The sequence below is a fragment of the Rhodococcus sp. CH91 genome, assembly GCF_022554085.1.
Classification (GTDB): domain Bacteria; phylum Actinomycetota; class Actinomycetes; order Mycobacteriales; family Mycobacteriaceae; genus Rhodococcus.
The window spans coordinates 1-22378 of the sequence record NZ_JAKFYR010000021.1; the positions used below are offsets into that span (position 1 = coordinate 1).

Here is a 22378-nt window from a genome sequence, read left to right on the forward strand (position 1 = left end):
AACGCCATCTACCACGCCGAACTCATTCTGAAACGATCAGTTAGCGCCGTCACCTGGGGTGAAGCGGTGCACCGCACGCAGCTCGTCGGCGAGTCGCTGCACGGGCGCCGACAGACCGTTGTACGCCGCCACCGCGTTCAATCATTGGGCGTCGCCGCCGTAGGGCGGAAGAGTCTCGGCACGCAGGATCGACGCGAACGGCGGGTTGACCGCTAGCAGATTCGACGCCACAGCAACCGCTCGTACCGATCGATCCACATGCGCCGGACAGCTCCGCGTGCGTGCTCCCGCCGACACTCGTCCTACGGCCCGGCAACCGTCCCCCATTCCGACTGCACCGCCGCACGTCCGCAGCCTTGTCGCTTATCATCAGCGAACACATTCAGTCGCTGCCGTAGCGAAGACATCCAGGGCGGGTCGGGGTGAAGTGCCCGACGGTATACCGCATACTCCCGATCGAAGCGGCACCTCGGTAGAACGAGGTAACGCCAGTGCTACGGGATCCGGTGTACTCGAACGTGAAGAAATTGATGTGTGCCGCAGGTTCCGCTGCCGTGTTGGTGACAGCATGCAGTAGCCAGGACGAGCCGGCACCGAGCACATCAACGACGACATCGTCGTCGCCCGCTACCAGCAGCAGTACGACGGTGGAGCCGACAACGATGGAAGTAACCACTATCGAGCCTGCGCCCGAGTCGGTCGCACCCGTTGCGGTCGAGCCTGCCCCGGCGCAGACCGTCGCCGAGCCCTACATCGTCTCGTGCCAGATCGGACTCGGCCCGATCGAGACGTACTGGTCTGACGGCTCGGTTACCGGGTACTCCGACTACTGCCAGGCACAACACGACAACGTGCTTGCGGCCGAAGTCGCAGCCAACTCTCGAGTATGCGACGGAACAGTGTGCCGGAGCCCGTCCGGCGCGGTCATGCCGGACCCGAACACGGTCCCGACCACGCGTCCGTATCCCACCGAGGACGAGTCGTTCATCGAAACCTGTATGCCCAAAGCCGGTCAGACCCGTGAGGTCTGCATCCAGCAGATCCAGGAAGGAATCGACGCAGGGACCGTCCGCGTACCGTGAGCACCCGTCGCTCCCAGTCAGCTCTGCGGAGGCTGGCACCCCCAACTCGTCGAACACGTCCCGGCGCACTACGTACGATCGTCGGCTTCGACGAGGTGACCGGCAGGCGACGAGGACACCTCGAATCAGTCTGCAGCCCTCCTGCTCTCTGGAGACTGAGGAGACACGCTCGGGATCCAGGAAGCGGATACCCCACGTAACCAGCCAACGCGAACCGCACAGTCGAGCAGTTTCACGAATCACGGCTTAAGTGCAGCGGCTTTCTCCGCCCTCGGTCTCGCAGCTCTGACAAAAATTACGGCAACGGCGAGGACGAGTATGGGTACCGCCAGAGCGTTCCGAAGGCCTAAGTGCTCACCGGCGAATCCGAGAAGTGGCGGACCCACCAACAGGGCGAGATATCCGATGGTGGAGACCAGAGCAACCCGGGCGGCTGGCCGGGCGCCGGATCGACCCGCGGCAGACAATGCCACCGGGAAGCCCAGCGACGTGCCGAGCCCCCATGCGATCACCGCTACTACGGTGATCACAGGGTTGTCCACGAAGGCGACCATGGCCATCCCGAGCAACCCGAACGTCGCACTGGCAGCGAGCACTCTCACGTAGCCGAAGCGTTCGACGATCGGCCCGCCGCAGAAGCGGCCGACCGCCATGGAGGCCGCGAAGATCACGAAGACTGCCGACCCCGACGTCGAGTCGAATCCATGACCGTCGACCATGATCAGAGGAAGCCAATCCGTGGCGGTACCTTCCGCCAACGCCATCGCCATCGCAATGACGCCGATCAACAGCAGTCGGGGATCCTTCCAGACCGCCGGGCCCCGGGACGATACGTCCGGTGATCGTTCGGGCGATGACGCGCGACCGGTTCCCGGCGGAACGGCACGGATCGCCCATACCAGCAGTCCTGCCCCCGCCAGTCCGATGAGGACCAGATGCCACAAGACCGGGAATTGCACGGCAGTTGAGGCCATACCCAGAAGGGCACCGATGAAGGTGCCCACACTGAAGCATCCGTGAAGCACAGGAAGAAGCGGCTGTCCCGTGGCTTGTTCGACGGCTGCCCCTTCGATGTTCAGGGCAACTTCGCAGCTGCCCATTCCGAGGCCGAACAACCCCAAACCCACACCTACGATCAACTCCTGACCGAGTATTGCCGCCACGCCGATCGTGGGCATGCTGGCTACGACGCCGAGTGCGCCGATACCGATCACCGCGCGCGTACCGAAGCGTTCGACGAGTGATCCCGAAAAGACGATGCCTGCCATCGATCCGATCGATAGTCCCAGCAAGATCAGACCCATCTGTCCGGTCGACGCTTCCAGGGTGTCCCGTATCGCCGGGGTGCGGGTTACCCAGGATGACAGTGCCAGACCAGGAAGAAGAAACAGGGCACACAAACCCCTCCGCCGCAGTTTCGTCGACTGAGTCACGCGAACTCCTTGCAGTAATGTACAAACGTACGCATCGTGTGTACGTTTGTACACGAAAGGTCTATCGGATACATAATCCGAGCGCGGATCGACAGAGGAGAGATGCTGTGTCACAACGGAAACGGTCTGCCAACGATCCTGATCGCAGAGAGCGCATCATCGAGGCCGCTCTGGAAGTCATCGCCGAACGTGGGGTCCACATGACCACCCACCGGCACATCGCCGAACGCGCGCAAGTCCCTCTCGGATCGGTCACGTACTACTTCGACAATCTGACCCAAATCCTCGAAGAGGCATTCCGACTGCTGGCCAGAACGATGTCCGACCAGTACCACGCCGCACTCGCCGAAGCGGTCACACATGACCAGATCTGTTCGGCCCTGACCGAACTGGTGTGCGGGAACACATACGCCACTCCACTGCAGATGACTGCGATGATCGAAATGTATTCGTACAGCGCCCACAATGCCGCGGTTGCCGGGCTCACCAGGGAATGGATGGACGCTAGCCGAGGCAGCCTGTCGCTGCATTTCCAGGAGCCCCTGATTCGCACGCTCGATGCCCTCATCGAAGGTTGGACCCTTCATCGATTTCTCGAACAACAAACACCTGATCGACGTCTCGTGCTTCGCGTGATCGATACCCTCACAAGAGAATTCGAAGAATGAGTGTGCCACGGAGACATCCTGATCCAACGTCGGCTCCGCCGCCCCATCTCGCGTGCGAACCCCGGATCCGGCCGACCAACCGACGGCGAGCAAGTGAAACAACGGCTCGGGATCTTCCCCTCCCGCACCGCCTTGACCCACGGCGTATCGATGCTGTGCTCGCCGCACCTGCACACCAGCCAGATCGTCACTCCTCCTGCAGACCGCCGGCAACGGGCAGCCACCGCTCACGACCTCGACGCCAGCCACCAACTCCCTGCCCAATCTCATCGCTGCCATCGCTGCCAGCGTCGGGATCGTCAACAGCAGCATCGGGCCGTGGGCATCGTTCATGGCGTTCTCGAAGAACGGCAACGATGGCGGCGGTGGCATCACCCTGGCGCTGGGCATCGTCGTCGCGATCGCGTTGCTCTCGATCCTCGCCCGCGGTGGCAAGTCCCGCATCGGCGATCGCTGGATCGGTGTCGTAACCGGTGTCATCTGCCTGGTGATCTCAATCGTGGACATCATGGACGTCGGTTCGATGAGCACCGAAGTCTTCGCCCCGGCACTCGGAGTGCAGATCGGAAGGGGCCTGTGGCTGACTGCGTTGTCGTGAGCGATGCTGTGTCTCACCGGTTTGACGGTCGCCAGGCAAACCCGCAGAAGGTAAACCCTGCACGATTAAGCGAGGACCGGAAGCGGGAGTTCGTACCAACAAGATCGACAATCGCCGAGCAAGAACTGATGTTCAAACTGAGCCCAACACTTAGGGGAGAAAGTCGAGCAGCAGATCAACTCCCAATGGAGTATCCACCGGCCTACGACGTCGCCGCCATTCTCGGAGTTGCGGACTACCGCACCACTTGGCCCACCGCCGATGTCAACAACTGAGTGCTGGTGAACAGCGGAGTCACCCAGGTGGTGAAACGACTTCGACGCCCGCTCCAGCCCGCAGCGTTGCGGGCTGGAGCGGGCGTGGCCGAGGTTAGCTCTGCAGCGCCTGCGCGACGCCCGCGGACATCGGGGTGGTCGGCCGACCCAACAGGGCACTCAAGTCGCCGGTGACGTAATCCAAGGTGCCCTGAGAGATGGCAACATCTGCGTCGACGATCAGCTCGACGATGTGCTCGGGCGATCCTGCCCCGCCCAGAATCTGCCGGTACTGCTCGGTCGGCAAATCCGTGTAGGTGAGGGGTGTGCCCGACTGAGCGGCCACCTCCGCGGCGAGATCGGACAGCGTCCACACCGTGTCACCGGTGAGGTCGTAGACCTTCCCGACCTGGTTCTCGAGAGTCAACACCACCGCAGCGGCCTCGGCGAGGTCGGCGCGGCTGGCCCACGCCATCCGACCCTCGCCGGATACGCGTTTGATCCGCCCCTGCCGGGGAGGACACCAACAGAACTTTCTTCGCGCCCACGAGCGCGGTGCGCAGAGTATCGGGCCAGTCGTAGTCGACACAACGGAACTCGACCCCCAGGGCAGCAGAATCGACCTTGGAGGATTCACGATCCACCGCGATGATCCGGTCTGCCGGGACTCCTCGATCGAGCAGGTGGTTGATGACCTGGCGCCCTAGTTGACCTGTGGCTCCGGTGACAAAGATCATGAATGGTTTCTTTCTGGTGATTGGAATAGTGCAGATATGCCCACCGAGTCGAAAGCGGTTTTCGCTCGGATAGGCACCCCCGAACCTACGGCGCACTCGTGCGGGCCACCAGAGATCCGCCTTCCTGGTATCGACATACACAGGCAGCGTCGTGGGTGGTAACCGCAGTACCATCCTCCCCGCAGCCTTTACTGCGACAATGGGTCTCATGGGTTCATCGGACGAGCTCGCAACGATGCTGAGGGTATGGCGGCAACGTCTCACCCCACAGATGGCGGGCCTTCCGGCAAACACCGGCCGCCGCACGAAAGGCCTTCGACGCGAGGAACTCGCGGTGCTGGCGTCGGTGTCGGCGGACTACATCGTGCGGTTGGAACAGGGACGATCGTCTGCACCTTCGGTGCAGGTGTGCGTCGTCCTCGCCCAGGCCTTACAACTCGGTGATACCGAGCAAGAGCACCTGTTCCGCCTTCGCCGGGCACGCAACCGGAGGTGGACGGATCATCCGGATGGTGCCCGCGAGCATCCGACGCCTGGTCGAGCGCACCGGCGAACGGCCGGTGGCCGTTTTCGACGCGATGTGGAACCTACTGCTGTTTCGGACTGCGGGACGCGCAGCACGCACCACATAGTGCGATCTCCGCAAGCATCTGATTCTGCTGCGTAACCCAGTACGCGCCATTCGACACACCGAGGTCGGCAGATCCCGGAAACGCTCAGACCTCACCATCGAGAGTCAACACGACCAACGGAACAGGCCGATCGATCCTGGACTGGAAATCCGCCAACAGAGGGTTGTCGACCAGCACCCCGCTCGCAAACTCGTCGTACTCCGCACCTTCGAGCACCCTGCCGGTTCCCTGGTAGATCTTGTCCCGGAGTTCGACCATGACCGGCGGATTCACCTTGATGTTGTACCACCAGGCCGGGTACCTGTCCTCCATGAACGAACTGACGAACATGACGTCGCCCCGGTACAAAGGCGCCAACGGAACCGTATGCCGTCTACCGCTCCTGGCTCCCCTGGTGGTGAGCAGAATGAGATCGCCACCCGCGTAGACACCACCCACCTTGCCCGAGTTCTCCCGGAACTCCCTGATCACATCATTATTCCCATCGGCGATGCCACCCTGGCCGTCCCCCACCTGGTTCCACGGCGCATCGGGGTCGCCATAATCGGTGATACCGGCCCGATCCGGCTGACCCGCGCCCGAGAAGATTTCACTCATAACCCGAGTGTGCCGCCAATACAGGACAGTTACCGTCCTAAATGAGGCGACCGACGAGGCGGCTTGGGATATCCCGTGCACCACATCGACGCGCATCCCTGGATCTCGGTTCAGGACATGTACGACATCCTCGCCGAGACTTTGTCCTACCGTCGTTCCTACGGCGGGAGCCTGGACGCGCTCGCGGATGTGTTCGCCGATATGGGCGCCTATCTGTTCGGCGGTGACCCCGCCGCCACCGGCACCGTCCTGGCCATCGCCGGATTCGACACTCTGCCCGCCATCGACTCCCGCACCGCACACGTGATACTGGGTGCGTTTGCGCGGCAGGCACGTCTGACAGGCCGTACGGCCATCCCCTGTTGTGCATGGTCGGACAGCTGAGGCGGGGCACCATCGGTCGACTTCGAGGTAGCCGCGGCCGTTGCCGGTCGGGATCTGGAACGAGACGCGACAGCGGGGGCGATGTGCACAATCACTGGCGTCGGCGGGTCCACGACGCGGTACGGCAGAGGACCACACCCAGTCGGCCAGCGATCGAACATGTATTCGACTTACTGTTCGTCTCGGCCTGGGACGACAGCCCAGCCGCAGACGCGGCGTCAGTTCGTCATAGACGGAGTTTCAGGCAGAGCACCCGGACTGTCGCAGACCGGGCCGGGACCGTCTGCGAGTTCATGCCACCACGTCTCCGTGTGATCTTCAGCTGTAAGTGGCACGGTCCTGAGGGGCGAAGTGGCAGGGTGTCCGGGATCCGGTACGGCGTCGAAGCCCGAGAAAAGAAACAATCGGGAGGAGTTGCCGGCGTGAGCGAATCACCCGGACGTGGCCGGCACGAACCGCAGCTCAGCGGGCATCACCGACGACTGCGCCGGGGCCTGGCCGGTTGCGGGCGTAACGCAACGCCGACTTTTGAGCAAGAAGTAAGTATGAAGGAGTTGACAACGAAGACAGCCGCCCATTCGAGTGGCGCCGATCAGGGTGTAATGCAGTACTGGCTTTTGAGCAAGAAATGAGCGGGGAGAATTCGACGACAAGAGGATTGACGATTCCAGGCGACGGAGCGAAGAAAGATCCGCAGGGACGTGTCGCGGAATTCGAGCAGTTGTACCGGGCGCATGTGCAGGCGGTGAGCAGGTATTTTTCCCGTCGCACCTCCGATCCGCAAGTGGTCGCGGATTTGACGGGAGATACCTTCACCGAAGTGATTGCCTCGTTTGACTCGTTCGACCCGGCCCGAGGTGCGGCGGGCGGCTGGATTTTTGGCATAGCTCGCCGGGTTTTCGCCCAGCACTGTGAGAACGCAACACGTCGATTCGATGCGGACAGACGATTGAATGGTCGACGTGTGCTGGATCCAGACGAAATAGCCGAGCTCGTCGACCGTATCGATGCGGAGGCTCGAGGACGGCGCCTGCTCGATGAGCTGGCTGCGTTCTCTTCCGCCGATCGCGATGTCATCGAATTGGTTGATCTGGCAGGCCTGACGCCCAAGGACGCCGCAGCAGCGCTGGGGCAGTCGCCGGGCGCTCTGCGTATCAGGCTCTTTCGAGCACGAAACAAACTGCGTACTACGGCGCAACGGCCACAAGGAGATGGAACTGATGACAAAGTTCGATGACAGCCTGCTCGACGAGTTGCTGACCAGGCATTCAGCAACGTTGACAACGATGAAACGAGTCGAGCCACACCGCCGGCGGACCACCCGACCTCTGGCCGTCGCAGCCAGTGCGCTCGCTGTCGCAGGGGCCGTCTCCGCTATTGCCCTGACGGGTACAGACAGCCCGGCGTATGCAGTCACTCTGAACGCCGACGACACCGTCACCGTGTCGATTGAAGATGTCAAAGCTGTGGATGCCGCCAATGCAGAATTGCAGCGGCTCGGCGTGCGAGCTACAGCAGTAGCGATGACAGACGACTGCTCGTATGCAGAACCGCCCGACTATTTTGAGGGCGCCGAATGGGACTCTCCATACGCGGAAGGTGATTCCGTCATCATCGGACGAGACATTCCACAGGGATACACAGTCTTGATCAGCGTTTCCGGAAAACCGGATCGTGGGCTCGGCTTCACGGCACCGGTGAAAATCCCGGCCCCCTCCTGCGTACTCGACCCGGCCAGCGACCCTGAGCAAATGTCGCCTCCCACTGCGCCACGCTGAAGCAGGGTCAGCCTGGGGTGACCTCGTTTTCGTTTGTTCGAGTGGTCGATGCCTCGGCTCGAGCGCGGCCCGCACGGCTCGATATCCTCCTCGTCATCGAGGGCCCACCACACCTGTCTGCCGACGGTCTCGTTCTCGCGCTCGGTGAGTACGCTGCCGGATGCACCCACCGTCACCAACCCGTGGCGTGCGAGATCGACTGCAAGTAGGAACCGACCGGACCCGCTATCGGGGGATCTGCCCGGCCGTTACCGACATACTCACCGCCGTCGGTGATACTGCCCGGTCAGCGCGATCGCGATGCCCACAAATCGTCCGCCTCTCAGCACAAACTCGTCGGCGAGACACCCTCGTTCCCGACCCCTACCCACACCGCGGCGGATACCGTAGATGCACACTGCACCGAGGTCAGGAGTCGCCGTGCCGAAGCTGGAAATCAAGCAGAAGAACCAACTCTCACGCCAACAGGTGTCCGAGCGTCTGATTGCGCTCGGACACGCCTTGGCGACGGGATCCGAAGTGGAGCTGGGTTCGGACGGCGACTCGATTTCGGTCGTCGTCGCCGACCGGCTGCAATGGGAACTCGAGATAGAAGTGGACGGAGACCGGGTCGAAATCGAAGTCGAATTCAGTTGGCGCGACCTCCCATCCGACAGTTCACACGCCGATGAGGTTGAAGACGCGGACGAGGACGCGGATGTAGATGAGGACACGGACGAGGATGAGGAAGACGAGACACCGCAAACCGACCCGCGACCGAGAGCCCCGATCAAGAAAACGGTACGGCGTGGACGGCCGCGTAAGCGCACCGCCGACTGATCTATGCGCAACACCTGGTGTCATCACTCGTGCTGACACCACACAGGCCTGACCGGCTACAACACCGACACATGAAGAATCGGACGTGCCGCTTCCGAGACGGCGAGGGCCCGATCCTCCGTATCGCCTCGCCCTCAGCGCAGCACTGACTTTCCTGCCGCACGTTTCGGGCAACACTCTGACGTGGTCGAGCTCGGCGCTGGACGTCCAGGCACGACCCTACGTACTGATAATCCCGAGTGCCGACAAGTCCGGCCGATCGCTTCACCACTGATTGTGAGTATGCGCGCGCGAGTTCCTACCCGACCGACCGGGGCGAGCGCTCGAACGCACGAAAACCGCACCGTTCGGCTCGCCCTCATGCAGGCCGGTAGGGTCGACCCACGGAAATACTGCCGACCCGGGGTACTCGATGACCGAAGTCCTGCTTGTCCTGCTGATCGCCGCCGTCGTCGTCGGCGTTGTCGTGGTGGTGGTTCGCACCCGCAAACCCACCGCCCCGCCCGCAAGAATCGATCCGCTCGCCGACTATCCGGAGGTGTGGGACCCCTACGCGATCGGGGTCGGCGACATCATCACCTATGCAGGCATCGACCACGTCGTACGCGGCACTCTCACCCTCGACGAAGAAGGCTATCGCTGGTACGAGCATCTGCTCGACGGATCGACCGGCCGCCGCTGGCTCACCGTCGAAAACGACGAGGGCGAACTCGACATGACCCTGTGGATGCGGCGTGAAGGCACGGGCCTGGAACCTGACGGCGATGTGGTCCTCGACGATCGCGTCTACCGGCAACTCGAACGCGGCACCGCCCAGTTCACTGCTGAGGGCACGACGGGCACCGCTCCGACCGGCATCATGGACTACGCCGACTATGCCACCGCCGACCGCACCGGCCTGCTCGCGTTCGAGCGGTGGTCCCGCAGCGGATCGTGGGAGGTGTCGACGGGGCGTGCGGTCACGCGTAGCGAACTGACTGTCATCCACGCGGGACCCCCGCAATGAGCCTGCACATGCTCGACATCGCACCACGCGATGTCTCGGCTGCAGCACTGGGATTGGTACTCGACGCTCCTGCACCCACACCGCTCGTGTCCACACAGTTGACCGATCCCCTCGCGGGCACCCTCATCCTCGGTGTACTCGGCGCCTCACACGTAGTAACGGCGGAACGCGGAGAGCACATACTCACCGAACAGGTTTCGTGCGACGCGGTCGACGCGGGCGGCCGTCCACTTCCCGATCATGCGGACCGCGACGGCTACCGGTTCCGCAGTCGCACCACGCTCGTGCAACGCGCGGAACTCGCACAGCGGGCGAAAGAGTTGCGCCGGACTGCAGCGTCCGCATATCACTGGCTGTGCGCGGAGTTCCCCGGTGACGATGCGCTCACCGTGCTCACCGGGGCAGCCGATGCCGGTGAATGGCACTGGCGGACCTGGCATCTCTACCCGTGTGCCGACACAGGCGTCATCGTCGAAACGGAAAGCCGGTGGCGGCCATGAAGCGAATGCTCACCGTGCTCGCTATTGCGGTACTCGTCACCGCAGGTTGCGGCAGTCAGGTGCGCGACCACATCGACGACACGTACGAACACCGCGGCACCTCGGGAGATGTCGACACCTACTACTCACCTGATCCGGTGGGGACCACGGTGTCCCGAATCGTCGCAGAGGAGGCGCCTGCTGCGCGGCGGGCGGACGGCGGCAACGAATACCTTCGATACGACGACGACATCGTCATCGTCGGGGCTGCCCCGGACGGTGGGAGCACCATCACCGTCGAGGACCTCGACGGCCGCTACAGCGGCGGCGGGTTCGTGTTCCTCGGGCCGGGCTTCACACCGGGTTCGCCGGCCGCCGGAAACACCTCCGGTGGCTCGGGGAGCGCGAAATAACTACGAACTCACCAGATCGGAACCTTGAAGACATGACCGTCACCTTGCTGTCAGCCGACCTCGAGATCGGCACCGTCGATCCGTCCCTGTTACTACAAGGGGTGGTCGGGACGCTGATCTACTTTGCTGTCGGCGTCGGCGTTCTGGCTCTCGGATTCGCAGTGCTCGACGGGTTGACACCGGGAAATCTGCGTCATCAGGTGTATGTGGATCGCAACCCTAACGCTGCACTGCTGCTCGGCGCGAATCACCTGTCACTGGCCATCATCGTGGTGACCGCGATCGCCACCAGTTCCGACGGATTTGCCCAGGGGATCACCGACTCGCTCGTCTACGGCCTGGTCGGCGTGTTGCTGCAGGCCGCTGCCCTGCTCATCATGAACCGTGTGCTGCCGGGACAGATCACGGCCCTCGTCGGTGAACCCCATATGAGCGGTGCCGCGTGGGCCGTGGCGATCACTCTGCTGTCGGTCGGGTTGGTCAACGCCGCCGCCCTGTCGTGACGCCATGACCACTGTGACGACTCCGGAGGCGAGCGCCCCGGCTATGGGACGCCGGGCACGAGTGCTCCTGCTGGCAGCAGTTGCGGCGTGTGCCGCGTGCGGACTGGTGTACGAACTGGCGCTGCTGACCTTGTCGGTGAGTCTGACCGGCGGCGGAATCACCGAGACCTCGCTCATCGTGGCAGGTTTCGTGGCTGCCCTGGGAGTCGGGGCGCTTGCCGCCAAACCACTGCTGCCCTATGCCGCAACAGCGTTCGTGGCGGTCGAGGTGATTCTCGGATTGGTCGGCGGGTTGAGCGCCACCGTCCTGTACGTGGCGTTCACGTTCATCGGGTCGTCGACATGGGTGCTCGTCGTCGCGACTGCAGCAATCGGCATGCTGGTAGGTGCCGAAGTTCCGCTGCTCATGACGTTGCTGCAGACCGGCCGCAACGCCGACGCCCGCGACTCCGGAAAGGTGCTCGCCAATCTGAACGCGGCCGACTATGCGGGCGCATTGATCGGTGGTCTGGCGTGGCCGCTGCTCCTGCTGCCCGCTGCAGGAATGATCCGCGGTGCGGCCCTGACCGGAATGGTGAACCTCGCTGCGGCGGCCATCGCAGCGTTGTTCCTGCTGCGCGGCCACCTGAGGCCGGCGACTCGAGCGTTGTCATTGGTGGCGTTGCTCCTCGCCGCGACTCTGCTCGCCATCCTGCTGGCGCATTCATCCGATATCGAGACCACCGCGCGACAACGGCTGTATCCGGATCCCGTGGTGCATGCGCAACGTTCGCACTATCAAGAAATCGTGGTCACCGTCCGCGGTGATGATCTCCGCTTGTACCTCGACGGTGACCTGCAGTTCTCCAGCCGCGACGAGCACCGCTACACCGAGGCCTTGGTGTATCCGGCGCTCGCCCGCGACGCCGGCAGGGTGCTCGTACTCGGTGGCGGTGATGGACTGGCCGCGCGGGAACTGCTGCGGCATCCGCACGTACAGGAGGTCGTGCAGGTCGAGCTCGACCCGATGGTGATCGAACTGGCGAACACCCGGCTGACCGGCCTCAACGACGGTGCCCTGCAGGACAGGCGTGTGGAGGTCGTCGTGGCCGATGCGTTCGCATGGTTGCGCGAATACGTCGGTGCAGGGTTCGACGCAATCATCATCGACATGCCCGACCCGGACACCCCCGCGCTGGGAAGGTTGTATTCGGCCGAGTTCTACGGTCTCGCCGCGTCGGTGTTGAAACCCGACGGTCTGATGAGCGTGCAGGCGGGCAGTCCGTACTCGACACCGGATGCGTATTGGCGGACGGTGTCGACCGTCCGATCGGCAGGGCTCGGCGTGACCCCTTATCACGTGCACGTGCCGAGTTTCGGTGACTGGGGATTCGTCCTTGCACAGGCCGGCCCGCCGCCGACGCCGGCGTTGTCGGCGAATGCCGCACCGCGGAAGTTTCTCGACCCCGCAACCCTCGCTGGGGCGGCGGTGTTCCCACTCGATCGGCAGCCTCGGGAGATGGAACCGTCGACACTGGATCGGCCTCGCATCGTCGACGACCTCCGTCGCGGCTACCAATTCTGACCTGTGGATTCGTATCGAGGCGTCGATGAACATCACCAGCAACTCGCGCAGGTGGGGCCGGCGCCGGAGAGTCGGTTTTTCGTCAAGCCGCCGGCACCGTCGCAGCGGTTGACGAGGTTGACAGAACGGGGCATAGTTGTAGTTGACATGGTTGACGCGGAGAGGAGTTCGTGGCGATGACATCCCTGCTCGAACAAGAAAAGCGCCTGATGGAGGAACTCGCACGCCGCGTCCATCGCACCTTCGCCGCCGCCCGAGCCGCCGGCACATCACCCGACACCTTCGCGGATGTATCCGCCATCGCCGATGCCATGACCGCAGCATTGCCCTCCCACCACATCTACGACCAGATCGTCGGTCCGTTCTACGACACCGCCGGCCTGACCAGATGGTGGGGCATCTCCCGCCAAGCGGTGAGCAAGAAAGTCGCCACCCACACCCTGATCGCCTGCCAACTCGACGAAGGCCAGTGGGTCTACCCCGTATGGCAGTTCACCAGCAGCGGCACCGTCCATCCCACCCTCATCCCCGTGTGGAAAACACTACGAGCCGCTGCCGATCCGTGGACCTGCGCACTGTGGCTGTGCGCACCACAGGACGCGCTCGACGGCCGCACCGCTGCACAATGGCTGACCGAGGACCGCCCCCTCGAACCGGTCCTGACCGCCGCCCGCGCAGACGCCCAGCGGTGGACTACGTGAGCAGAGACGACCTCGCCCTCCGCGCCCCCGGAACCCGTGCACTGATCCGCTTCCCCCGCTGGCGCCTGACCAGGCGCACATCACTCAAACGCGGCCACCGCGCCACCAACGGACCCTGGTGGTTCTCCTCGTCCGGCGATGGCCGCTTCGACCTGCGCTCTCCCCGGGGCACCTGCTATCTGGCCTTCGACGACAGGACCGCGATCCGCGAAACCGTCGGAGAAAGCCTCACCTCCCTCGGGGTGATCACCCGCGAATTCGCTGCCGACCGAGTCATATCGACCCTGCGCGTGCCGAGCAGTCACACACTCGCCGATACCTGCGCCGAATCCGCCGCCGACTTCGGCCTCACCCGTGAACTGGCCACCATGACTCCCTACGACATCCCTCACGCGTGGGCCGCTGCACTCGACACCGACTTCGACGGCATCCGATACCAAACCCGCTTTACGACCACTCCGAACGCGAACGCGGCCGCCCTCTTCGGACCGGCCGGGGAAGCCGATTGGCCGGCAGACCCCCAACCCGAACCCCTCACTCTCGCAGCATCTCGCTGCGGCATCGCCGTACAGACACTTCCTCGAGCGGTACGCATCGTCGAACCACCGGAGTGACAACGGTGTCCAGCCGAGCCGCCAGGTCGGAGCATGCCGCCGATGCGAGCAAGGAGTTCGACCGAACGCGCCTGCACCACCAGCTATTCGAGGCGGTCCTCGGCAGGACAGTTCGGATGGACCGGATTCCGGAGCGAGCCGCACACAGGGACAGATCACCAAGACCGGCACCGCTCACGCCCGAACGCTGCCGGCCGAGGCCGACGCCGCCACGACCTGGGAGCACACCCTCGAGCAGCGGCAGGAAACCATCGACATCAACCTGACCGGAGTCTTCCACACCGTCAAGACGGCCGTGCCGATCCTGCTCGGGCAGCACCGCATCCGCGTCGACACCGTTCACCCGCCGGGGAGACCACCGACATGCAACCCGTCGAGATGCAGCAGCTGATCGCCGGCACCGTCGCCTGGCTGCTGTCCGACGAAGCTCGCCACATCACCGGCGCTCAGATTCCGGTAGACCTGGGAACCCTCATCCGCTGACCACAGGAGACCCGAGGACCGAACTGCCCATCCCCGATACGATTCCGCTACCACCGTTCGCTCGAACGACGTCGAGATCGACGCACCCGCGAGTGTCGTCCGGGAGGTCCTCACCGACCTCGACAACTATCCTTACTGGAATCCGTTCTGTGTCGAAGCGAAATCGACACTCGAGATCGCGCCAAGGGAACTGGAGACGATCGGCACGGTCGAGCAGCGCACCTACAGCAACCGCATCCACTGCTACGCCACACCAGCGGGTGCAGGGCCAGAAGTCGATCAGATGAGCAGGCGACGGCGATAACCCTCGGCCACCGCCGATGCTCGGTCACGAACGCCGAGTTTGTCGTAGATGTGCTGCAGATGGGTCTTGATGCTCGCCTCTCCGATGAACAACGTCGTAGCGGCCTCTCGATTCGAACTGCCGTTCGCGACCAATTGCAACACCTCCTTCTCTCGATCGGTCAAAAGGCCCGCGCGAGGCTTTCCCACATACCCCATAAGGTGCTGCGTCACCGACGGTGAGAGTACCGACTCTCCGCGCGCGGCTGCACGGACAGCCCGCATCAGTTCTTCGGGCAGAGCATCTTTCAGGAGATAACCGATCGCGCCTGCTTCGATTGCCGGCAGTACGTCACTCTCGCTGTCGAAGGTGGTCAGAATCAGCACTCGGGCACTCGGGGCCTGCTCGCGCATGGCCGCAGTCGCGGCGACGCCGTCCATCCCGGGCATCCGAAGATCCATGAGCACGACATCGGCCGACAGTGCTTTCGCACGTTCGATGCCTTCGCCGCCGTCACCGGCCTCACCGACCACAACGATGTCCTGGGCGTCTGCAAAAGTGTCGCGAAGACCGCCCCTCACGATCGGATGGTCGTCGACAACCACTAGTCGAATCATAGGTCGGCTTCCTCCTTTGCTCTCGCACCCCTCTGGGCGATCGCCGGAACCCGCGCGCTGACCGATGTCCCTTCACCGAGTGCGCTCTGCACCTCGACGTGGCCGCCGACCCCTCTGATCCGCTGGCGCATGCTCGTCAGGCCGAAGCCGGTTCCGCCCCGTTGTGCGAACCCTCGCCCATCATCGCGTACGTCCAACAGCACCTCGGTGCCCGTGTACGACAGCGTGACACCGACGCGTGAGGCATCTGCGTGCTTCGCTACGTTGGTCAGCGACTCCTGTGCCACTCGGAAGAGCGAGACCTCGATCGCTGGGCTCAGTGGCTCTTGCGTGCCGGTGACCTCGATCTGCGCTCGTATTCCCTGGTCCTGCGACCATCGCTCGGTCAACGTGCGCAGCGCGTCGGGGAGATACGCTCGCCCGAGTTCCTGAGGAGCGAGCGCCTGCACGGACCGCCGGGCCTCGGTCAGACTGCTGCGCGCAAGCCGAAGTGCACGCGCTACATGCTCGTCCGTCTCGTCCTGCACGCGCGCGATCCGCTCTGCTGCCTGGAGCTGCGTGATGATGCCGGCGAGCCCCTGGGCCAGTGTGTCGTGGATTTCGCCGGCCAATCGCTGCCGCTCATCGTGCACCCCGGATTCACGGGCCTGGACGATCAGTTGCGCATGGAGCCCGGCATTCTCGTGCAGTGCCTCCTCGAGTCGCTTGACGAGTTCCTCCCGCTTGCGTTCTTCCGGTTCGCTGCGCGCAGTCAGCACGATGCCCACCCCGATCGCCGCCGTCTGCACGGCCACGATCAGGATGAATTCCGCGATCATCTGTGGGGTCGGGTCGGCCCACGTGCGCATCGCCGAGCCATTGAGTGCCACGGAGGTGGCCAGGACTCCAAGGACCCCCAACGGCCACGGCGTGAGTAGATATGCATGAAAGAAGCCCGCGATGGTAAAGACGAGGAAGACATCGGAGTACGACATGAGGGTGAGGCACAGCACCAGCAGTCCGACGAAGTAGATGCCCGCGGTCCCGGGCCGGAGCGTCCTTCTCTTGATAGGAAGCGTGTGCCCGAACAGCACCCACAGCACCGAGACGGCAACCAGCCCGAGAACGGGTGCGCCCTGGGGCCAGAAATGTTCGCCGGAGGCCGGAAGCACCCACGAGAAATAGATCACTGTCGAGATCGTCAGCAACAGCCACGGTGTGGACACCTGCAGAAGGTCCCAGATCCGTAGCTGGTCCTCTTTCCAGGCCAAGCGGGAGCGATTCGCGATCTCCACCTCGTCCGCGACGGCCGATTCGTACGTCCCGAAGCTCAGTCGCTCACCGGTGCCGGCATCCCTCATCATCGAAACCTACTCCCAGCGGAAGAGCTTTGCAGCGACCGAGCTTGCGATCACTGTGATACCCGCCATTGTGGCGATCTGCAGCCAGAAAGGCTGCCCCGTGGTGGTGGCGGTGATGTCACCCGCTTCTGCGGACCACGCCGCGGTGAGGGCTTGCAGTCCGGGAGGGATGAATTCGCCGATCTCGCGCAGCACATCGGGCATGAGCACACGGGGAAGAAAGGCTCCGCCGAAGAACATCAATGCAACGAACAGGAGAGTGCCGATCTGGTTCGCCGCACTGCTCGTGCGCACTACTGCTGCGGAGACCATGCCGAGCCCGAGCAGCGCCGCATATCCGGCGACTAAGGCGACGACGAACTCCAGGGGCCGCTCGGGCGGCGCGATATCCAACACCACCCACGCGAGGAAGATCATGAGCGCTGCGGAGACGACCACAGAGGCGAACGCGACGATCATCTGCGCGAGCAGGACAGTCCGCGGATTCGCGGGAGTGGTCGACAGCCTGCGAAGCATTCCGCGCTCACGATATGTCGCGATCACTGCCGGACATGTTGCACGGCAATCATCACCATCCCGAACACCAGTGCGGTCGGTGCCCAGATGTCGATGGACCGGAGCCCGCCCGTTCCTTGCGCCGACTCCCTGAGCGTCGGAATGGCACCCAGCCCGAGCAGGAGCGCCGCCGGGAACAGCACACCGAAAGTTACGGTGGCAGAGTCACGAAGGAAGAGCTTCGTCTCGACCCGGACCATCTTCAGGAAAGCACTCATCAGTCACCCCTCCTCTCGGAGAGTTCTGAGGTTCGACGGGCGCGTCCCGTAAAAGCCAGGAAAGCGTCGTCCAGGTTGCGCTGGTCGACACGGAGATCCTCCGCCACGACCTGCGCCCTGGCGAGAGCCCCTGCGACGCTGCTCAAAAGCTGTCCCCTGCCGGTCACCAGCCAGCGGCCCTCGGTGATCTCGACCTTGGTTACGTCGGAAAGCCCGATCAGGACATTCTTGTCCAGTGGCTGCCTCACGCGGAACCGGACCTGCTGCACCGCACTCGCCTTCGCGATGAGCCCTGCCGGCGTGTCCAGTGCGGCAACCCGTCCACCGTCGATGACGGCGATCCGGTCGCTGAGACGCTCCGCCTCATCCATGAAGTGCGTGACGAGGAGAATCGTGACGCCCGTGTCACGAATCCGCTCGATGAGGCTCCAGGTGTCGCGCCTCGCCTGCGGGTCCAGTCCCGTCGTGAGCTCATCGAAAATCGCGACCTTCGGTTTACCGACGAGAGCGAGCGCGATCGAAAGCCGTTGCTTCTGCCCACCTGAGAGAGCCTTGTATCGCGTGTTGCGCTTCTCGGCGAGACCCAGGAACTCCATGAGCTCACGCCAATCGAGGGGGTCCCGGTACAGGGAGCTGTAGAGCTCGAGCGCTTCGGCTACCTTGATCGCGTCCGGGAAGCTGCTGTCCTGCAATTGCACGCCGAGCGCTCACGCACCTCCCCCCGGTCTTTGATCGGGTCGAATCCCAGCACAGAAATCGAGCCCGAGTCGGGCGTTCGTAACCCGGCGATGCTCTCGACAATTGTCGTCTTGCCGGCACCGTTGGGTCCGATGATGCCGAAGATCTCCCCCTCTTCAACAGTGAAAGAGACGTCGTCAACGGCAACGTGCTGCCCGTAGCGCTTGTGCAGATTGCGTACCTCTACCGCGGTCATACTGCGAAGTTACGGGCGCGCCGCACCCCGCCACATCGACCGTAGCGTCGGAGTTCGGGTTGATTCGCGTCTCCACCGTTCGGTGGATGCACAGCACCGTGTGGGGACACGCCTGGACGCCGTACCTGCCCCCACGCCCACCTAGCCGACCATATGGTCGGCAATTCCAATCATTTGGTATGTTGTCTGCATGAGCGACACACGGAACGGGTCGGGAACCCGCGACACCGAACGAACCCGCAGGGCCATCCTCGACGCTGCGGCGCAGATGATCCACCAGCACGGGACAGCGACAGCCATCGGCGCTGTCGCGGAGGCCGCCGGCGTGTCCAAAGGTGGTCTGCTTCACCATTTCCGCAGTCGAGACGAGCTCTTCGTCGCTGTAGCCGAACACTCGCTCAACACCCTGCGTGAACGGGTGTTCGCCGCGGTCGACCTGTCCGAGAACCGCCCCGGCAAACTGCTGCGCGCCTACATCCGGGTGTTGTTCGACGGTGAAGACGACATCCGTAGCCACTTCGAGTACCCCGGAATGTGGAACACCCTCTGCGTGGTCCCCGGCGTGGCAGAACTGCTTCGCGCCGACGCACACTTCTGGCGCACCGCATTCGCGGAGGACGGCCTGCATCCGGATCGCATCCTGCTGGTGCAACACGCAGCAGACGGTCTCGTGTCGAACATGCTGTGGGACACCGGACTCACCGGCGAGACCATTCGGCACGCACGTGAGCTGTTACTGAACATCACCGAGCGCAACACCGCATTCGACAGCTGATGCGCCGACGCAATCGAAAAGAGGACCAGAACGTGGACACCCATACTTCCACCGGAACGAAGCGTGCACTGGTGGTCGGATGCGGCCTGGCCGGGTGCGCCACCGCCTGGTGGCTGCACGAGAGCGGGTGGGAGGTCGTGCTGGTGGACCAGCGGACCGACCCCTACCCCAGCAGCTACCTCCTGCAATTGGACAACGTCGCCATCGACATCCTGCGCCGGATGGGCGCACAGGACGTGATCGACCGGACCACCTACCCGAGCCCGAACACCGCACTGCGCTGGTGCGGGCAAGGGAAAACACGAACGCTGTCCTTCGATACTCGCGACCACCGCGGCGAGCCCTGGCGTCTGGCAGACCGCTCCCCGTTCCTGTCGGCGATATTCGCTCACGTGCCATCCACGGTGGACATCCGGTTGGGAGTGCGTCTCGACTCACTGGAGAACTTCACCGACCGCGTGAAGGCCCACTTCGCGGACGGAACCGCCGACACCTTCGACGTGGTCGTCGGTGCGGACGGACTGCATTCGACCGTGCGGGAACTGACGTTGGCTCCGGAGTCGGCAAGCGTGTACCGCAACGACGTCACCCACCTGTGGATCAACGTCGACGAAAAGCTGCTCGATGGACAAGCGATCCTGGCCGCCCGGAACCGCACAGCCCTGCAGATCTACCCCTACCGGGACCCCGCCCGGACCATGATCCTCGCCGCACTCCCCGTCCCCGCCGGCACACCACTGGATCACCGAGCACTCGTCGATCACGTCGCCGACACGATCACACACCTCGGCGTCGACCTCGAGCCGATCGCATCGGCGGCCCGCGCCTCGTCCGACATCAAGACCACACAGTTTTCCCAGGTTCGCCTGTCCCGCTGGCACACCCGCCGCGTCGTGCTGCTCGGAGATGCAGCACACTGCATCGACCCACTGTCGGGGATGGGCGCCCACGGCGCACTACTCGGAGTAGTATCACTTACCGCAGCGCTGCAACGGTATGGCAGTGCCACCACGTCGGCGTTCACCCGATACGAGTCCGAGGTGCGCCCCTTCGCCGAATCAGCCCAATCCGTCACCGCGCGGACCATCGAGTACATCAGCCGCACGCAACACCGCCCCCGGCTCACCACCGTACTCGGCGGACTCGGCGACATCGCTCGGATCATACCGTCGCTCCTTCACAAGAAGAACCAACGAAATTCCCTCGCCCTCAGCGATATCCGAGAGACGAACCGTCAGGCAGCCTAGGGATGACGTCGTACCGGTTACCGCCGGTCGACGTCACCGCCAAGGGTGCGCCGTGCCGGTCGACGAACACATGATGATTGTTGCCGGCACGGCCCGATCGTCCGGCGACGGGCCTGCGTGAATCCCCTGCTCAGGGTTTCGCACGTGCGCACCGTCGATCGCGGGGCGGCAGCGGCGGCGTCATCCGCTGCCACAGATAAGCCGGAACCAGATCATCCGCCACCTGGTGGCTATGCCCCTGCGGTGACGTCAGCGGTGAAATCTTGAACGATCACCGACCTCGCCTGCCGGCCAGCGTGGAGGCGATGAGGACTTCCGCTGCCGCACGAGCCTGCTTCGCGGCGTCCGCTGTCCCTGCGATGGCTGCCGTGGTCTGGGCGCCTTCGGCGAGGATGGCGAGCTGGGGAGCAAGGGATTCGGGCGCGCCGGCCTCGACGACCAGGCGTGCGACATAGCGCTGGAAATCCGCCTTGTGTTCGCGCACGATCTCGGCGACGCGCGGGTTCGCCGACCCGAGTTCGCCGAAGGCGTTGATGAATCCGCAGCCGCGGAAGCCGGGATCTGCGAACCAGTCGCTCAGGAAGTCGTAGACGGCCAGCAGCCGGGCCTCCGGATCGTCGATCGCATCGACCTTTGCTTCGACGCCTCTCGTCCACATCTCGTGGCGACCAGCGAGGACGGCGGCGATCAGGTCATCCTTGGAGGGAAACTCCTTGTAGAGCGCGCGCAGCGAGACCCCGGCGGCGTCGCGTACAGCGTCCATGCCGACCTGACCGAAGCCGCGGCTGTAGAAGAGTGCATCGGCGGCTTCGACGATACGGGTGCGGGTCTCGTCGTTCACGAGTCTCAGTGTACCGACAGGCGAGAACGGTGGTTCTCTCGACGTTCGGCGAGCAGCCGCGGCCGATCACCGGATCCTTCTCCGATATTGACGAAAACCTCCGTAAAACACTTGCGGGAGAATATCATCGGCATCTCGGTCGAACTTTCGGAAACGGATACCGTCAAGCTCGGCAGTATCGCCGGAGAGCGAACCCCTGCCGCCTGCGGGCCGCGCCGCCGACCCGCAGGCCCACCTTCCGACGCAGTCGGGAGCGGCACGAAATTCAGCTCCCCCTTGACGCCGAGAACGGTCGTTCTCTACAGTCGACCACACCGAGAACGATCGTTCTCACACCGGCTTCACCGACCGGAAGGAAGTGCACGCCATGTCCGCGAACCCGAAGAACATCTCCCTCGAACCCGCCGCCCAAGCGTTCGTCGAGGCGACCGCCAACCCGCCGTACCTCTACCAACTCGCCCCCGAGGAGGGACGGAAGACCGTCGACAGCGTGCAGGACGAACCGATCTTCAAACCGGCGATCGACGAAGAATGGATCGAGATCCCCGGCGGCCCGACCGGGACGGTCCAGGTGCGGATCGTGCGCCCGGCCGGCGCCACCGACACCCTGCCGGTCATCCTCTACACGCACGGCGCCGGATGGGTCTTCGGCGACGCCCACACCCACGACCGCCTCGTGCGCGACCTCGCTGTCGGCGCGAACGCCGCCGTGGTCTTCCCCGAATACGACCGCTCACCCGAGGTGCGTTACCCCCACGCGATCGAGCAGGTCTGGGCCACCGCGCAATGGATCGCGACCGCCGGCGCCGAGAAGAACCTCGAC

At 63.9% G+C, this 22378-nt stretch carries 30 protein-coding genes and 1 pseudogene; 20 read left to right on the forward strand and 11 right to left on the reverse strand.

The genetic code is table 11. From position 1 onward, the window contains the following. Both MOM01_RS23475 and MOM01_RS22550 read left to right on the forward strand, forming a co-directional pair. Positions 1-216 (forward strand): hypothetical protein (locus MOM01_RS23475; protein WP_374112365.1); only part of this gene is annotated, 216 nt, incomplete at its 5' end. Between the two features lie 290 nt (positions 217-506). Next, positions 507-1082: a hypothetical protein gene (locus MOM01_RS22550; RefSeq protein WP_241387679.1), complete on the forward strand. Its 576-nt coding sequence runs from the start codon at positions 507-509 to the stop codon at positions 1080-1082. Between the two features lie 239 nt (positions 1083-1321). Here MOM01_RS22550 and MOM01_RS22555 read toward each other — a convergent pair whose 3' ends face one another. Continuing rightward, positions 1322-2515 carry an MFS transporter gene (locus tag MOM01_RS22555; RefSeq protein WP_241387680.1) on the reverse strand — a complete coding sequence of 398 codons (1194 nt, stop codon included), beginning with the start codon at positions 2513-2515 and terminating at the stop codon, positions 1322-1324. 107 nt (positions 2516-2622) lie between these two features. Here MOM01_RS22555 and MOM01_RS22560 point away from each other — a divergent pair, with 107 nt between their 5' ends. Continuing rightward, a complete protein-coding gene (locus tag MOM01_RS22560; RefSeq protein ID WP_241387681.1) occupies positions 2623-3183 on the forward strand; it encodes a TetR/AcrR family transcriptional regulator in 561 nt (186 codons plus the stop codon). 331 nt (positions 3184-3514) lie between these two features. Next, complete coding sequence (locus MOM01_RS22565) at positions 3515-3781, forward strand: hypothetical protein (RefSeq protein WP_241387682.1); 267 nt, start codon at positions 3515-3517, stop codon at positions 3779-3781. Between the two features lie 369 nt (positions 3782-4150). On the opposite strand, the gene MOM01_RS22570 is transcribed toward MOM01_RS22565, so the two are convergent. Then, positions 4151-4510, reverse strand: a complete 360-nt coding sequence (locus MOM01_RS22570; RefSeq protein WP_241387683.1) for a hypothetical protein — start codon at positions 4508-4510, stop codon at positions 4151-4153. Continuing rightward, positions 4416-4982, reverse strand: a complete 567-nt coding sequence (locus MOM01_RS23480) for an NAD(P)H-binding protein (protein WP_374112366.1) — start codon at positions 4980-4982, stop codon at positions 4416-4418. Before MOM01_RS23480 ends, MOM01_RS22570 begins: the two co-directional genes overlap by 95 nt. A gap of 25 nt (positions 4983-5007) precedes the next feature. On the opposite strand from MOM01_RS23480, the gene MOM01_RS23485 reads away from it, so the two are divergent. Further along, positions 5008-5439: a helix-turn-helix domain-containing protein gene (locus MOM01_RS23485; RefSeq protein ID WP_374112367.1), complete on the forward strand. Its 432-nt coding sequence runs from the start codon at positions 5008-5010 to the stop codon at positions 5437-5439. 49 nt (positions 5440-5488) lie between these two features. Here MOM01_RS23485 and MOM01_RS22575 read toward each other — a convergent pair whose 3' ends face one another. Next, the gene (locus MOM01_RS22575; RefSeq protein WP_241387684.1) at positions 5489-6001 is read right to left on the reverse strand and encodes a nitroreductase/quinone reductase family protein; all 513 of its coding nucleotides are present in this window, start codon (positions 5999-6001) and stop codon (positions 5489-5491) included. 63 nt (positions 6002-6064) lie between these two features. Between MOM01_RS22575 and MOM01_RS22580 the strand changes: the two genes are divergently transcribed. From MOM01_RS22580 to MOM01_RS23240, 12 genes and pseudogenes are all read left to right on the forward strand, one after another. Next, positions 6065-6385 (forward strand): barstar family protein, encoded by a 321-nt coding sequence (locus tag MOM01_RS22580; protein ID WP_241387685.1) that lies wholly within the window; start codon positions 6065-6067, stop codon positions 6383-6385. A 628-nt stretch (positions 6386-7013) separates the two neighbouring features. Continuing rightward, positions 7014-7622, forward strand: a complete 609-nt coding sequence (locus tag MOM01_RS22585) for an RNA polymerase sigma factor (protein ID WP_241387686.1) — start codon at positions 7014-7016, stop codon at positions 7620-7622. Next, positions 7606-8163 carry a hypothetical protein gene (locus tag MOM01_RS22590; RefSeq protein ID WP_241387687.1) on the forward strand — a complete coding sequence of 186 codons (558 nt, stop codon included), beginning with the start codon at positions 7606-7608 and terminating at the stop codon, positions 8161-8163. The genes MOM01_RS22585 and MOM01_RS22590 overlap by 17 nt, the downstream gene beginning before the upstream one ends. A gap of 420 nt (positions 8164-8583) precedes the next feature. Then, a complete protein-coding gene (locus tag MOM01_RS22595; protein WP_241387688.1) occupies positions 8584-8982 on the forward strand; it encodes an amphi-Trp domain-containing protein in 399 nt (132 codons plus the stop codon). A gap of 412 nt (positions 8983-9394) precedes the next feature. Next, the gene (locus MOM01_RS22600; RefSeq protein ID WP_241387689.1) at positions 9395-9988 is read left to right on the forward strand and encodes a DUF4178 domain-containing protein; all 594 of its coding nucleotides are present in this window, start codon (positions 9395-9397) and stop codon (positions 9986-9988) included. Continuing rightward, positions 9985-10488, forward strand: a complete 504-nt coding sequence (locus MOM01_RS22605) for a DUF2617 family protein (RefSeq protein WP_241387690.1) — start codon at positions 9985-9987, stop codon at positions 10486-10488. Before MOM01_RS22600 ends, MOM01_RS22605 begins: the two co-directional genes overlap by 4 nt. Then, a complete protein-coding gene (locus MOM01_RS22610; protein ID WP_241387691.1) occupies positions 10485-10880 on the forward strand; it encodes a DUF4247 domain-containing protein in 396 nt (131 codons plus the stop codon). The genes MOM01_RS22605 and MOM01_RS22610 overlap by 4 nt, the downstream gene beginning before the upstream one ends. 32 nt (positions 10881-10912) lie before the next feature. Then, positions 10913-11383, forward strand: a complete 471-nt coding sequence (locus MOM01_RS22615) for a DUF350 domain-containing protein (RefSeq protein ID WP_241387692.1) — start codon at positions 10913-10915, stop codon at positions 11381-11383. A 4-nt stretch (positions 11384-11387) separates the two neighbouring features. After that, positions 11388-12947: a polyamine aminopropyltransferase gene (locus MOM01_RS22620; RefSeq protein WP_241387693.1), complete on the forward strand. Its 1560-nt coding sequence runs from the start codon at positions 11388-11390 to the stop codon at positions 12945-12947. A 176-nt stretch (positions 12948-13123) separates the two neighbouring features. After that, positions 13124-13648: a hypothetical protein gene (locus MOM01_RS22625; RefSeq protein WP_241387694.1), complete on the forward strand. Its 525-nt coding sequence runs from the start codon at positions 13124-13126 to the stop codon at positions 13646-13648. After that, positions 13645-14262, forward strand: a complete 618-nt coding sequence (locus MOM01_RS22630) for an RES family NAD+ phosphorylase (RefSeq protein ID WP_241387695.1) — start codon at positions 13645-13647, stop codon at positions 14260-14262. The genes MOM01_RS22625 and MOM01_RS22630 overlap by 4 nt, the downstream gene beginning before the upstream one ends. 208 nt (positions 14263-14470) lie before the next feature. Further along, positions 14471-14745, forward strand: a pseudogene (locus tag MOM01_RS23240) (hypothetical protein); the annotation flags it as partial. Between the two features lie 279 nt (positions 14746-15024). On the opposite strand, the gene MOM01_RS22640 reads toward MOM01_RS23240, so the two are convergent. From MOM01_RS22640 to MOM01_RS23245, 6 genes are all read right to left on the reverse strand, one after another. Next, on the reverse strand, positions 15025-15645 hold the full coding sequence (locus MOM01_RS22640) for a response regulator (RefSeq protein ID WP_241387696.1): 621 nt from the start codon (positions 15643-15645) through the stop codon (positions 15025-15027). Beyond that, positions 15642-16832, reverse strand: coding sequence for a sensor histidine kinase (locus MOM01_RS22645; RefSeq protein WP_241387697.1), 1191 nt, complete (start codon positions 16830-16832; stop codon positions 15642-15644). The genes MOM01_RS22640 and MOM01_RS22645 overlap by 4 nt, the downstream gene beginning before the upstream one ends. A 162-nt stretch (positions 16833-16994) precedes the next feature. Further along, complete coding sequence (locus MOM01_RS22650; protein ID WP_308197032.1) at positions 16995-17528, reverse strand: ABC transporter permease; 534 nt, start codon at positions 17526-17528, stop codon at positions 16995-16997. Then, positions 17525-17758: a hypothetical protein gene (locus tag MOM01_RS22655; RefSeq protein WP_241387699.1), complete on the reverse strand. Its 234-nt coding sequence runs from the start codon at positions 17756-17758 to the stop codon at positions 17525-17527. The genes MOM01_RS22650 and MOM01_RS22655 overlap by 4 nt, the downstream gene beginning before the upstream one ends. Next, complete coding sequence (locus MOM01_RS22660) at positions 17758-18456, reverse strand: ABC transporter ATP-binding protein (protein WP_308197033.1); 699 nt, start codon at positions 18454-18456, stop codon at positions 17758-17760. The genes MOM01_RS22655 and MOM01_RS22660 overlap by 1 nt, the downstream gene beginning before the upstream one ends. Beyond that, entirely contained in the window at positions 18414-18692 is a 279-nt protein-coding gene (locus MOM01_RS23245; RefSeq protein ID WP_277610124.1) for an ATP-binding cassette domain-containing protein, read from the reverse strand. The genes MOM01_RS22660 and MOM01_RS23245 overlap by 43 nt, the downstream gene beginning before the upstream one ends. A 190-nt stretch (positions 18693-18882) precedes the next feature. On the opposite strand from MOM01_RS23245, the gene MOM01_RS22665 reads away from it, so the two are divergent. Then, entirely contained in the window at positions 18883-19467 is a 585-nt protein-coding gene (locus MOM01_RS22665; protein WP_241387700.1) for a TetR/AcrR family transcriptional regulator, read from the forward strand. Between the two features lie 32 nt (positions 19468-19499). Then, positions 19500-20714: an FAD-dependent oxidoreductase gene (locus tag MOM01_RS22670; protein WP_241387701.1), complete on the forward strand. Its 1215-nt coding sequence runs from the start codon at positions 19500-19502 to the stop codon at positions 20712-20714. A gap of 271 nt (positions 20715-20985) precedes the next feature. On the opposite strand, the gene MOM01_RS22675 is transcribed toward MOM01_RS22670, so the two are convergent. Then, positions 20986-21555, reverse strand: a complete 570-nt coding sequence (locus MOM01_RS22675) for a TetR/AcrR family transcriptional regulator (protein ID WP_241387702.1) — start codon at positions 21553-21555, stop codon at positions 20986-20988. Positions 21556-21922: 367 nt separating this feature from the next. Here MOM01_RS22675 and MOM01_RS22680 point away from each other — a divergent pair. Further along, on the forward strand, positions 21923-22378 hold a 456-nt coding region (locus tag MOM01_RS22680; protein WP_241387703.1), incomplete at its 3' end, for an alpha/beta hydrolase.